Origin of the sequence: Campylobacter sp. CFSAN093226 (assembly GCF_012897595.1) — a bacterium.
Taxonomy (GTDB): Bacteria; Campylobacterota; Campylobacteria; order Campylobacterales; family Campylobacteraceae; genus Campylobacter_D; species Campylobacter_D jejuni.
Genome location: NZ_CP040608.1, coordinates 1,360,861 through 1,373,457, shown reverse-complemented (window position 1 = coordinate 1,373,457; position 12,597 = coordinate 1,360,861). Strand labels below are relative to the sequence as shown.

11 protein-coding genes are annotated in these 12,597 nt (G+C 28.1%); all 11 read left to right on the top strand.

Annotated elements, in window-relative coordinates; translation table 11 throughout:
• The 11 genes from FBF02_RS07005 to hddC are packed head-to-tail and all read left to right on the top strand — an operon-like array spanning position 1 to position 12,577.
• The gene (locus FBF02_RS07005) at positions 1–1,086 is read left to right on the top strand and encodes a radical SAM protein (RefSeq protein ID WP_002857998.1); all 1,086 of its coding nucleotides are present in this window, start codon (positions 1–3) and stop codon (positions 1,084–1,086) included.
• 9 nt (positions 1,087–1,095) lie between these two features.
• On the top strand, positions 1,096–4,191 hold the full coding sequence (locus FBF02_RS07000) for an HAD-IA family hydrolase (protein WP_002852392.1): 3,096 nt from the start codon (positions 1,096–1,098) through the stop codon (positions 4,189–4,191).
• A gap of 2 nt (positions 4,192–4,193) precedes the next feature.
• Positions 4,194–5,942: a capsule biosynthesis protein CapA gene (locus tag FBF02_RS06995; RefSeq protein WP_002858440.1), complete on the top strand. Its 1,749-nt coding sequence runs from the start codon at positions 4,194–4,196 to the stop codon at positions 5,940–5,942.
• Positions 5,942–6,487: a dTDP-4-dehydrorhamnose 3,5-epimerase family protein gene (locus FBF02_RS06990; RefSeq protein WP_002858190.1), complete on the top strand. Its 546-nt coding sequence runs from the start codon at positions 5,942–5,944 to the stop codon at positions 6,485–6,487. The genes FBF02_RS06995 and FBF02_RS06990 overlap by 1 nt, the downstream gene beginning before the upstream one ends.
• 3 nt (positions 6,488–6,490) lie before the next feature.
• Positions 6,491–7,417: a hypothetical protein gene (locus FBF02_RS06985; RefSeq protein ID WP_002864204.1), complete on the top strand. Its 927-nt coding sequence runs from the start codon at positions 6,491–6,493 to the stop codon at positions 7,415–7,417.
• Entirely contained in the window at positions 7,417–8,457 is a 1,041-nt protein-coding gene (locus FBF02_RS06980) for a GDP-L-fucose synthase (protein ID WP_002864205.1), read from the top strand. The genes FBF02_RS06985 and FBF02_RS06980 overlap by 1 nt, the downstream gene beginning before the upstream one ends.
• 23 nt (positions 8,458–8,480) lie before the next feature.
• A complete protein-coding gene (locus FBF02_RS06975; RefSeq protein WP_002858299.1) occupies positions 8,481–9,422 on the top strand; it encodes an NAD-dependent epimerase/dehydratase in 942 nt (313 codons plus the stop codon).
• Between the two features lie 18 nt (positions 9,423–9,440).
• Positions 9,441–10,292, top strand: a complete 852-nt coding sequence (locus FBF02_RS06970) for an FkbM family methyltransferase (RefSeq protein WP_002857889.1) — start codon at positions 9,441–9,443, stop codon at positions 10,290–10,292.
• Positions 10,293–10,311: 19 nt separating this feature from the next.
• Positions 10,312–11,331, top strand: coding sequence for a D-glycero-D-manno-heptose 7-phosphate kinase (gene hddA / locus FBF02_RS06965; protein ID WP_002858413.1), 1,020 nt, complete (start codon positions 10,312–10,314; stop codon positions 11,329–11,331).
• Positions 11,319–11,924 carry a D-sedoheptulose 7-phosphate isomerase gene (gmhA2, locus tag FBF02_RS06960; protein WP_002857991.1) on the top strand — a complete coding sequence of 202 codons (606 nt, stop codon included), beginning with the start codon at positions 11,319–11,321 and terminating at the stop codon, positions 11,922–11,924. Before hddA ends, gmhA2 begins: the two co-directional genes overlap by 13 nt.
• Positions 11,912–12,577, top strand: coding sequence for a D-glycero-D-manno-heptose 1-phosphate guanosyltransferase (hddC, locus tag FBF02_RS06955; RefSeq protein WP_002857908.1), 666 nt, complete (start codon positions 11,912–11,914; stop codon positions 12,575–12,577). Before gmhA2 ends, hddC begins: the two co-directional genes overlap by 13 nt.
• The last annotated feature ends 20 nt before the right edge of the window (positions 12,578–12,597 follow it).

Genomic DNA, 12,597 nt, shown 5'->3' with positions numbered 1-12,597 from the left:
ATGCAGCGATTTAAAAAATGGTTTTTGTCTATCATAAAAAATTTCAAGCAACATGAAAAAATTAAGATAGATCTTAATAATACAAAGATAGATCTTAATAATACAAAGATAGATCTTAATAATACAAAGATAGATCTTAATAATACAAAGATAGATCTTAATAATACAAAGATAGATCTTAATAATACAAAGATAGATCTTAATAATACAAAGATAGATCTTAATAATACAAAGATAGAATTATCGCAATTAAAAAAAGAGCACTATAAAGTATTAGATTTTCATTTAAGAAAAATTACACCTCAAGCTTTTTTAGAGATTGTTGAAATTCATTTAGCCGAATCATGTAATTTAAATTGTTTTGGTTGTAATCATTTTTCACAAATAGCTGAAAAAGAATTTCCAGATATAGAAATTTTTAAAAAAGATATGCAAAGACTTTCAGAAATATCTAAAGGTATTGTCGGAACTTTTAGATTGATGGGTGGCGAACCTCTTTTAAATCCCAATTGTATACAGTTTTTTGACATTACAAGATATTTTTTTCCAAAAAGTGCCATTTGGTTGGTAACTAATGGTATTTTACTTGATAAGCAAAATGAGGATTTTTGGAATTCATGCCAAAGGAATAAAATGCAAATTCGTCCAACAAAGTATCCTATAAAAATTAATTGGGATTTGATTAAAGATAAGTGTGATCAATATGATATCCCCTTGATATTTTTTAACAATGGAGAGTTGGAAAAAACTTCTTGGAAATTTTCTCTAGATCCTTCTGGAAATTGTGATAATTACCATAGTTTTACAAATTGTAGTATGGCAAATCACTGTGTTCAGTTTAAAGATGGAAAGCTATTTACTTGTACCTTTCCTGCACATGTACAGCATTTTAATAAAAAGTATGGAAATCATTTTGAAGTTTGCGAATTTGACTTTATTGATATTTATAAAGCCAAGGATTATCAAGAAATTTTATTTTTTCTTTCTAAGCCTATTCCTTTTTGTAGATATTGCAAGGTATCACAATGGGCAGAAATTGGAAAATGGCGTTCTAGCAATAAAACAAAACATGAATATTTAATTTGAAAGTGTATTATGATAAAAAAAATTCTTCTTATTACTCCAGAACTAGAATATACAGGAGCTTTAAATAGTTTTAAAAGAATATGTGAAGTATTATTGAATAATAAATATGCTGTAGATATTTGGACCTATAATGAAGGACCTTATATTAGTGAGTTTGATAAATTAGGCGTATATGTTGAAGTTATTTCAGAAGATGATATTGATTCTAAATGGGTGCATGAAAGAATTTCAAAATATTCATTGGTCATAGCAAATACTATAGTAGTATATAAATGTGTTGAGTTGATCCAAAATTTAACTCCTGTTGTTTGGTATATTAGAGAGGCTGAAAATCTTCCTGATTTTTTTTGGAAGCCAGAAAGGAAGTTGGCTTTAGAAAAAGCTAAAAAACTTTATGTGGTTAGTGAGTATGCAAAGGATTTTATAATTCATAATTATAATAAAAATGTAGAGGTTTTACATAATTATGTAGATGATGTTTTTTATGAAAAGCATGACGATTTTTTAAAACAGATAAAGTCAGATAAATTAAAATTTTTAGCTTTAGGGACTATTGAAAAAAGAAAAGGTTATGATGTGTTGTTACAAGCTTTCATTGATCTTCCAGTAGATATAAGGGATCAATGTGAGCTTCATTTTGCTGGAAGATTTTGGGAGGGAGCTAAAGATTTTTTCCCCAAGATTTTATCATTAGCCAAAAAATTTCCAAACATTTTTTATCACGGGGAATTAAGAGATAGAAAAAAAATACACTCTTTGATTTTCCAATGCAATGTTATGGTTGTACCATCTAGAGATGAATCGTGCTCTTTGGTTGCATTGGAAGGTGCGATGATGTCTAAACCATTGATATTAACTGAAAATATTGGAGCTAAATATATTTTAGATGAAAATAGTGGATGGTTGGTTAAAACCGGTAGCGTAGATTCTTTAAAAAATGCTTTTATACAAGCGTATAAAAATAAAAATAAGTTAGATGCAATGGGTGCAAATTCTAGGAATAATTATCTTCAAACATCCACTTATGAAATTTATGAAAAAAATATTTTAAAAATGGTTCGAGATGAAATTTGTAAAAATCAATATTTATATCGTATTAATCAAGAAAATTATGTACTTTTTTCTTTTGATATTTTTGACACTTTAATTTCTAGAAATATAGCTAAACCTAGTGCTGTATTTTTAATAATGAAACAAAAAATGAGAAATATGGATTTTCCTTTAAATTTAGTTAAAAATTTTGATAGAATAAGAGTGGAGGTTGAGCAGTATTATTATCGAAATGTGTGTAAAAATAAATATGAAGATACCAATTTTGATGAAATTTATAATTTATTACAGCAGAATTTTTCTTTAAGTTTTCAACAAAAAGAGGAGTTAATGAAACTCGAAATTAATACTGAAAAAGAGACATTATATCCAATTAAAAAAAATATAGAATTGGTTGAAGAGCTTATTAAAAATGAAAAGAGAGTTGTTTTAATTTCTGATATGTATTTTAGTTCTTCTATTATTAGAACCTTTTTAAATAAATTTTCCCCTATTTTTAATAATATTCCAATATATATGTCATCAGAGTTTAGATTAAAAAAAAATAGCGGGAATTTGTTTAAGGCTATATTAAATTTAGAAAAAGTTGATCCAAAAAAATGGATTCATTGCGGCGATAATTGGGTGGGGGATTATCTTAAGCCCTCAAATTTGGAAATTTCTACAAATTTTTATATTAATCAGTTGCTTCCATATGAAGAATTTGCATTAAACCGTAATTCATTAGATATGGATTTGCAAAAAATAATTGGAATATCTAAAAAGATAAGACTTGAGAATACCTTGACTAACTTGCAAGAGATAGGAGTTTCATTTGGTGCCCCTATGCTATTACCTTATGTTCAGTGGATTTTAAATATTGCTTTAAAAAACTCTATTAGATGTTTATATTTTATAGCAAGAGATGGTTATGTATTGCAAAAAATGACCGATATGTTAATTCAAGCAAAAAAAATTAATATTAAAACAAAATACTTGTATGGTTCTCGAGAGTCTTGGAGAGAGCCTTTTAGAAATAAAGATAAGTTAAAAATACAGCTAATTGATGAGTATTTGGATCAAGAAATTGATAAACAAGAAATTTTTGCTTTTGTTGAGTGCTGTGGCACGGGTGAAACTTTGGATTATATTGTAAAAAGAATTGAAAGTAATCAACAATTTAAAAATATGTTTTTTGGCAGTTTATATTTATATCGTAGTAAATTAAATAAAACTAAAACTCAATCTTTATTTATGCTCCCTTTAAATGAAAATTATACTTATGGTATAGAATTATTTGTTCGTTCGTTACAAGGTCAGGTTTTAGGATATGATAAAAAAGATGGTAGAGTGATTCCTGTTTTTGATTTTTTAGAAGGGGAGGCTTTGCAAAAGTTTAGATATGATGAATATATCGATGGGGTAATGCTTTTTATGGAGTATATAGTAAAAACTGATAATTATGAAAAAATCTTTGACAATATGAATGTAACTATTTTATATCTGAATTATTTAAGCAATAATTATATAGATAAAAAATTTATCGAAATTATGGGAAATGTTCCATTTATTCTTAATGGAGTAAAAGATAGAGTGGGTATTTTCGCTCCTAGGTTAAACAACAAAATAACATTAGATCAAAAAAATTCTTTTTTTAACTGGTCTGTTTTAAGAAGTTGTAAAGATATTAGAGTTAAATATAATATGGATAATGATTGTTATTTTGGCCTTATTGGTGCTGTAGATATTATAAAATCTCATCTTTCTTATAAATTGGGTAAAGTTATACTTTTAAATATTAAAAATCCTTTAAAATGGATAAAGCTGATAGTTTTAATTCCTATTTTAATTTTTTCTCATCATGAGCAAAAAAAAATTTATTTAACTGAAAAAAAAATAAACATAGATTTGAGTTTTTATAAAGATTACAATGAGGCAATTATGGTTAGAAATTTTTTTTCCTATCAGCTTGGAGAGCTTATTTTAAAAACATCTAGAAAATGGAATGTTTTAGCTATAGTGATTTTACCTTATAAGATTGCACAGCTATATAGAAAGAAATTTAAGAAAGGATAATAATGGATAATTCAAAACCTCTCATAATTGCAGGAAGGGATGATGGATTTGGAGAGAGAATGAGAGCATTATTAAATGCTCTTTATATATCTAAAAAATTTGGTTTTAAATTCGGTTTTGTATGGAGAGATATTAATAATATTCAAAATTTATTAGATGGTAAAGTATTGATTCCTTGGGCAAATTTGCCAACTAGAGAGTATTTGTTTGATCAAGATTTTATTAAAAGTTATTATAGACAAGATATAGAATTCGCTTATGAAACACCAGTATTGTGGAGTTTGTATAGACAAAGCATTAAAAATATTTTGAAAAAACCTTACGAAAAAGAATGGGGGTGGTATTCAACTCAAGGTGATCTTAGTGAATATTTTACAGATGTTGACGAGGGCGAATATAGAACAGAGTTGGTTTCATGTTGGAAACAAATAGATTTTTCATCTCATGTTAAAAAAATTTTTGAAAAAGCTCATAGTAAATTTTTAGACATTGGAAAGTTTGTTGCTATACATATTAGAACAGGTGAGGTTATTCATGATGAATTTTATAGAAATATACTATATCATTGTAGATATAAAATCTTTCCATACCCATTTGCTTTAGAGATTGCTCTAAAAGAAATAAAAAAAGGACATCGTGTTATTTTTTTTGGAGATGATCTTAATTTAATACAGAATTTAAAAGAATATTGTTCTTTCAATAAACAAGCTCAAGAAAATATTTTTTCAATAGATGATATCATAGCTTTCGAACAATTAGATAATGGATATGATAGATTACTTTTTGAATTGGTTTTAATGTCTAAATCTGAGTATATATTTGGTTCTGGGACAACAGGATTTTCAAGATGTGCTAGTTGGATAGAAAATAAAATTTTTATCAATATATTTGATCATTTGTCGCTCATTGAACAATATGAGATTATTTTAAAATATATTGATATTGAAAATATTGATGACTTGTATCGATCGTGCAATTATTTTTTCCTTTTTTTACTTTCGGAACAATTGAATTTAAATTTTGATATAAAATTAAGATATTTAAGTAAATCTTTAAGGTATGATTCTGGTAGCTTAAATTCTGAAGTGTTTTATATTAATTTGTTGTTGCAAAATGAAAAATTTAAAGAAGCAGATGATAGGTTGGAGCAAGTAATTTGTAAAAATAAAAAAAAGTTTTTCGACTTATTGCTAGGATATGGCCAAAATCCAACTTTTCCTTACGATATTTATATGAATTATTATTTTAAAGATTTTGATCAGTATAGTAATATTTTCTATGTTGCATGTAGGATTTTTTCTGAATTTAATATTCCAGAATCTAGGGTCAATACTTATTATCCTAATTTTCATCCTATAATATTTGATCAATTTAAAATGTTTATTTTTAAAGATCTTCCTAAAAGCGATCAAGAAATAGGTGCTGTAAAAAAGATTCGTAATCATTTAGCTTATAAACTTGGCGTTGCTGCTATTAAAAATTCTAAATCTTTATGGGGATATATAAGGATGCCATATGTTTTGTCTTACATAAGAGATATGCATAAAGAAAGCCAAAATAAAATGGATAAAAAATCTATTAGTTTAGAATATTATTCTGATTATGAGTCGGCTTTAAAAGAAAAAGAGGGTTTTGTTTATAAATTAGGACAGATTATAATCAAAGCTCATAAAAATTGGCATAAAGGAGGATATATTATGTTGTGGTTTGAGGTTAAAAAATTAAAAAAAGAATTTAAAAAAGGAAAATAATGGCAATAGAATTTGATATACAAGAATCAAAAATTTTAAAAGGAGTGTATATTATAACTCCTAATAAATTTAGAGATTTAAGAGGTGAAATTTGGACAGCTTTTACAGATGAATATTTAAGCAAGTTGGTTCCAGATGGAATTAAATTTAAGCATGACAAATTTATAAATTCCCATTTTAATGTTTTACGTGGAATACACGGAGATGTGAAAACTTACAAACTTGTAACTTGTGTCTATGGAGAAGTGCATCAAGTTGTGGTTGATTGCAGAAAAGATTCCCCAACTTATTTAAAATGGGAGAAATTTATTATAAGTTATAAAAATCAGCAACTTATTTTATTACCACCAAATATGGGAAATTCTCATTATGTGAGTTCAAAGGAAGCAGTGTATTATTATAAACTTGCTTATGAGGGGGAATATATGGATGCACCTGATCAATTTACTTATGCATGGAATGATGAAAGAATTGGTATAGATTGGCCAACAAATACGCCTATTCTTTCCGATCGCGATATTCTTGCAACTAAAAATAAAGGATAAATTATGGAAAAATTATTAAAAGAATTAAATAATAATATTAAACTTAGCAATCAATTGTCCTATCAAATCTTAATGTCAAATATTATTTCGAATTTAGATATTGATAAAAAAGATAAAGAAATTTTACTTTTATTATTACAAGCAAGAGATAGAAATTATATTCGTATAAATAATAATGAACAATGTTATCAAAATATTATAAATTATTTAAATCTCATTCGACCTTTGGAATTGCCTTTGTGTGATTTGTTAAGAATAGGTGGTAATGGAGATGGTGGTTATGTGATGTATAATGGGGGGGGGGATATGAGTGATATTAATGCAAAAGCTCTTTCTTTGGGTGTTTCGGATAGTTCTCCTTGGGATTTAGAAATGGCTCAGAGGGGATTTAAGGTGATAGAATATGATGCTAGTATAGAAAAATGTCCTTATGACCATGAAAATATTGTTTTTCATAAAAAATTTATAGGTAATGTAAATAATGAGAATACAATTACTTTGGTACAAGCTTTAAAAGATAATAATTTAGATGAGAACAAGCCAAATATTTTGCAATGTGATATTGAAAATTGCGAATGGGATATGCTTGAAAATATTGATATAAGTATTTTAAATAAATATTTCTCACAAGTTATATTTGAATTTCATGGGTGCAATCCTGAGGAGCAAGATGGGGTGGAAAAAAGAATAAGTTTGCTAAAAAAACTTAATGAATATTTTGTTCCAATGCATACACATTTTCACAACCATGGGAAAATTTTTTATTCTCAAGGATTATTTTTTAGTACCACTTTGGAGGTTAGTTATTTAAGAAAAAATTTGATTAATCTTGATATTATGAAATATAGAGATGTCGCAGGGGGATTTAAAAATTTAGATTTTCCTTGGATTTCAAATCCAGAAATTCCAATACGATTTAGAGGTTATTGATGCAAACAAATTCAAAAATATATATAGCGGGGCACAAAGGAACCGCAGGTACAGCATTGGTAGAAAACTTACAAAAAAGAGGATTTAATAATCTTGTTTTAAAAACAAGGCAAGAGCTTGATTTGGTTAATCAGCAAGCGGTTGCTAAATTTTTTAAAGAAGAAAAGCCAGAATATGTTTTTTTGACTGCAGTCTTACCTTGTGGTGCTGCAAATGTCGCTCAAAGGGCTGATTTTATTTATGAAAATTTGATGATTCAAAACAATGTTATTCACAATTCATTTCTTAATAATGTTAAAAAATTGGTATTTTTTGGTTCTGGGTATATGTATCCTGAGAATGCTAAAAACCCATTGAAAGAGGAATATTTATTTCAAGGTGATTTAGAATATGGCGCTTATTCTTTTGGTGCAGCCAAAATAGCTGGAGCTATAATGTGTGAAAGTTATAATATTCAATATGGTACTAATTTCATTACTCTTGTTTTAAATAATCTTTACGGAACTAAAGCAAATTTTGATTTTGGAAAATCAAGAGTCTTACCCGCATTGCTTAGAAAATTTCATTTAGCAAAATTGTTAAGCGAGGGTAATATAACTCAAATCCTTCAAGATTTGAAAATGAATAATTTTGAAGAAGCAAAAGAATATTTGCATAATTTTGGAATTAGTAAAAAAAGTGTAGAAATTTGGGGCACTGGAAAAGTTAGGAGAGAATTTATTCATAGTGACGATCTAGCCGATGTAGCTATCTATACGATGCAAAATATTGATTTTAAAGATCTTATTAAAGATAGAAAAAGTAAAAATACCCATATTAATATAGGGACAGGTATTGACTATTCAATCAAAGAAGTTGCTTTGATGGTAAAAAATATAGTTGGGTTTAGCGGAGAACTAGTTTTCAATACTTCTAGACCGGATAGCACAATGGATAGACTTATGGATTGCTCAAAAATTCATTCTTTAGGTTGGAAGCATAAAATTGAACTTAAAGATGGTATTAAAATGATGTATGAATGGTATAAAACACAAAATTGATTTTCAAAGACGAAAGGAAAAGTATGTCAAAAAAAGTTTTAATTACAGGTGGTGCAGGTTATATAGGTTCGGTTTTAACGCCGATTTTACTTGAAAAAGGTTATGAAGTTTGTGTGATTGATAATTTGATGTTTGATCAAATTTCTCTTTTATCTTGTTTTCATAATAAAAATTTTACTTTTATAAATGGTGATGCTATGGATGAAAATCTTATTAGGCAAGAGGTAGCAAAAGCTGATATTATTATTCCTCTAGCTGCTTTAGTTGGAGCTCCACTTTGTAAAAGAAATCCAAAATTAGCTAAAATGATCAATTATGAAGCCGTAAAAATGATAAGTGATTTTGCAAGTCCTTCTCAAATATTTATTTATCCCAATACAAACAGCGGTTATGGTATAGGAGAAAAAGATGCAATGTGTACTGAAGAATCTCCCTTGCGTCCTATCTCAGAATATGGGATCGATAAAGTGCATGCGGAGCAATATTTGCTCGATAAAGGAAATTGTGTGACTTTTCGTTTAGCTACTGTTTTTGGAATTTCACCTAGAATGAGACTTGATTTACTTGTTAATGATTTTACTTATCGTGCATATAGAGATAAATTTATAGTGCTTTTTGAAGAGCATTTTAGACGCAATTATATTCATGTTCGCGATGTGGTTAAAGGATTTATTCATGGAATTGAGAATTATGATAAGATGAAGGGTCAGGCTTATAACATGGGATTAAGTTCTGCAAATTTGACCAAAAGACAGCTTGCTGAAACAATTAAAAAGTATATTCCTGATTTTTATATCCATTCAGCCAACATAGGTGAAGATCCAGATAAAAGAGATTATTTGGTTTCAAATACTAAATTAGAGGCTACAGGTTGGAAACCAGATAATACTTTAGAAGATGGTATTAAAGAGCTTTTAAGAGCGTTTAAAATGATGAAAGTTAATCGCTTTGCAAATTTTAATTAAAATTAAAGGAGATAAATAATGAAAAAAGAACAATTGGAAGTATTAAAAGAGGCTCTAAATGGCTTGATTTATCAAATTGATAATCATCAGCAAGCTAGGAAACCAATAGCTGATGTAGAAAGGATAATTTCAGAGTTGCAAGTATTAAACCATTGGAATAAGCAAGAAAATGTTTATAATGCATTGCATTTAATTCAGGGTGCTATAGCCGATCCACAAGGGCTTGGTAGATTAAATTTGTTATTAGATAATGCCAGAATTCCAAAACAATATTATGATATTTTTTACAAGATGCTTTATGTCGATAAATATGGGGGGGGGGATGGATATCGTCCAGTATGTATTGATTGTGGTGGACATGCAGGCTTAATTACTGATATTATTTTACATTGTGGCGGGCAAAGTTATATCTTTGAGCCAAATATTTATTTAAATTATTTTTTAAGAAAAAAATATGAAAATAATATAAATGTAAAACTTTTTCAAAAAGCAGTATCGGACAGAAATTATGAAACAGATTTTATTATGTTTGGAAATAGGATACTATCTCAAGGCAATCGTATAGTTGAAAGTGTACAAGACAGTCAGACGGAAAAAACATATAAAGTTCAAGTAATTGATTTATGCGAGTTTATCGAAAATGAAATTTTAACACAACATAAAAGGATTTATTTTCTAAAACTTGATATTGAAGGAATGGAGTTTGAGATAATGAAAAAAATTATTGAAAAAAAAATATATAAAAAAATTGATTATATTGCTTGTGAAACACATGAATATATGTTTGATGATTCAGAGAAAAAGATAGGGGAGTTAAAGCAATTGATTAATAAATGTAATATTCAAAATATTTTACTTGATTGGATATGATAAATAAATTAGGAGATTTATGAAAACCATACGCACACAAACTCCTCTTCGTCTCGGTCTAGCAGGTGGTGGGACTGATATAAATTTATATTGTGATAAATATACAGGTTATGTTTTAAATGCGACTATATCTTTATACATACATTGTACTTTGATCAAAAGAGAAGATGGAAAAATCATTTTTGATTCTCCTGATACAAATTCTTACTGTGAGTACGAAAGTAAAGAATTCTTAGGAAATGATGGAAAATTAGATATTTTTAAAAGTATTTATAATCGCATTGTAAAAGATTTTACAAAAAAACCTTTGAGTTTTTCTTTGCATACCTATTCGGATGTACCAAGTGGTAGTGGCTTGGGCGGAAGCTCAACTTTGGTTGTAGGGGTTATAAAAGCCTTTGCAGAATGGCTTAATCTACCTTTAGGAGAATATGAAATCGCTAAACTTGCTTACGAGATAGAAAGAGAAGATTTAGGCATAGTAGGTGGAGCACAAGATCAATACGCCGCAACTTTTGGTGGTTTTAATTTTATGGAATTTTATAACAATAAAAGAGTCATTGTTAATCCTTTGCGTATTAAAAACTGGATAGCTAGTGAGCTTGAAGCTAGAACTGTGCTTTATTTTACAAATATCACAAGAGAAGCAAAAGATATAGAAGAGCATAAAAAAGGAAAGCTTGGAGATGAAAAATCTTTAGAAGCCATGCACGCGATAAAACAAGATGCTATAAAGATGAAAGAAGCTTTATTTAGAGCCGATTTTGGTACTTTGGCGCAAATTTTAGGAAAATCTTGGCGGTCAAAAAAAATCATTTCAGAAATCGTTAGTAATGATGAGCTTGAAAGAATTTATAAACTTGCTATAGATAACGGAGCCTATAGTGGCAAAACCAGCGGAGCAGGAGCTGGTGGATTTATGTTTTTCTTCGTAGATCCTACTAAAAAATACAACTTAATCAAAGCTTTAAGAAAAGAGCAAGGTTATGTGCAAGATTTTTCATTTACAAAAGAGGGGGTTAAATCATGGAGAATTTAAATTCCTATATAAAAGGACATTTTGCAGATTCTATTTTAGTAAAAGAACAAATTTTAAAAGATGAGAATTTGATAACTCTTATTAAAAATGCTTCATTAGAAGTCATAAAAGCTTATAAAAATGGTAACAAAACTTTATTAGCAGGAAATGGTGGCAGTGCTGCAGATGCACAGCATATTGCAGGGGAATTTGTAAGTAGGTTTTATTTTGATAGACCCGGTATCGCAAGTATTGCACTTACTACAGATACTAGCATATTAACAGCTATTGGTAATGACTATGGTTATGAAAATTTGTTTGCTAGACAAGTGCAAGCTCAAGGTGTTAAGGGAGATGTTTTTATAGGCATTTCAACAAGTGGAAATAGTAAAAATATCTTAAAAGCTTTAGAGTTTTGCAAACAAAAAGAAATCATAAGTATAGGCTTAAGTGGAGCTAGTGGCGGGGCTATGAATGAACTTTGTGATTATTGTATAAAAGTGCCTTCAACTTGCACGCCAAGAATTCAAGAAGCGCATATTTTAATAGGACATATTATTTGTGCTATTGTCGAAGAAGAGCTTTTTGGTAAAGGTTTTTCTTGCAAGCAATAATACTTTGTGGCGGCTTAGGAACAAGACTTAAAAGTATTATAAAAGACATTCCAAAGCCTATGGCACCGATAAATGATAAGCCTTTTTTAGAATTTATTTTTGAGTATCTTAAAAAGCAAGGTATAAAAGAAGTAATTTTAGCAGTATCATACAAATATGAAGTGATAAAAGAGTATTTTAAAGATGAGTTTTTAGGTATAAAAATAAAATACAGCATCGAAAAAGAGCCTCTAGGAACAGGCGGAGCCATAAAAGAGACTTTGAAATTTGTAAAAAATGAAGCTTATGTTTTAAATGGTGATACTTTTTTTGACATAGATTTAAGTAAATTAAAGCTAAATGAAAGTAAAATTTGTCTTGCTTTAAAACAAATGAATGATTTTGATAGATACGGCACAGTAAATGTTGATGAACAAGATCTTGTAATTTCTTTTGAGGAAAAGGTATTTAAAAAGCAAGGTTTAATCAATGGTGGAATTTATCTTTTAACTAAAGATATTTTTAATGATTTTGCTTTGCAGGAAAAATTTTCTTTTGAAGAGTTTTTACAAGAAAATTATAAAAAACTAAAGGCTAGGGCTTGTATTTTTGATGATTATTTTATAGATATTGGTGTGCCTGAGGATTATTATCATTTTCTAATCAATAATTGAATATAATTATTTCTTGTTTT

What these genes read in the sequence shown, in the direction of transcription:
- FBF02_RS07005 (WP_002857998.1), top strand. Translation starts at nt 1, where the DNA reads ATGCAGCGATTTAAAAAATGGTTTTTGTCTATCATAAAAAATTTCAAG.
- FBF02_RS07000 (WP_002852392.1), top strand. Translation starts at nt 1,096, where the DNA reads ATGATAAAAAAAATTCTTCTTATTACTCCAGAACTAGAATATACAGGA.
- FBF02_RS06995 (WP_002858440.1), top strand. Translation starts at nt 4,194, where the DNA reads ATGGATAATTCAAAACCTCTCATAATTGCAGGAAGGGATGATGGATTT.
- FBF02_RS06990 (WP_002858190.1), top strand. Translation starts at nt 5,942, where the DNA reads ATGGCAATAGAATTTGATATACAAGAATCAAAAATTTTAAAAGGAGTG.
- FBF02_RS06985 (WP_002864204.1), top strand. Translation starts at nt 6,491, where the DNA reads ATGGAAAAATTATTAAAAGAATTAAATAATAATATTAAACTTAGCAAT.
- FBF02_RS06980 (WP_002864205.1), top strand. Translation starts at nt 7,417, where the DNA reads ATGCAAACAAATTCAAAAATATATATAGCGGGGCACAAAGGAACCGCA.
- FBF02_RS06975 (WP_002858299.1), top strand. Translation starts at nt 8,481, where the DNA reads ATGTCAAAAAAAGTTTTAATTACAGGTGGTGCAGGTTATATAGGTTCG.
- FBF02_RS06970 (WP_002857889.1), top strand. Translation starts at nt 9,441, where the DNA reads ATGAAAAAAGAACAATTGGAAGTATTAAAAGAGGCTCTAAATGGCTTG.
- hddA (WP_002858413.1), top strand. Translation starts at nt 10,312, where the DNA reads ATGAAAACCATACGCACACAAACTCCTCTTCGTCTCGGTCTAGCAGGT.
- gmhA2 (WP_002857991.1), top strand. Translation starts at nt 11,319, where the DNA reads ATGGAGAATTTAAATTCCTATATAAAAGGACATTTTGCAGATTCTATT.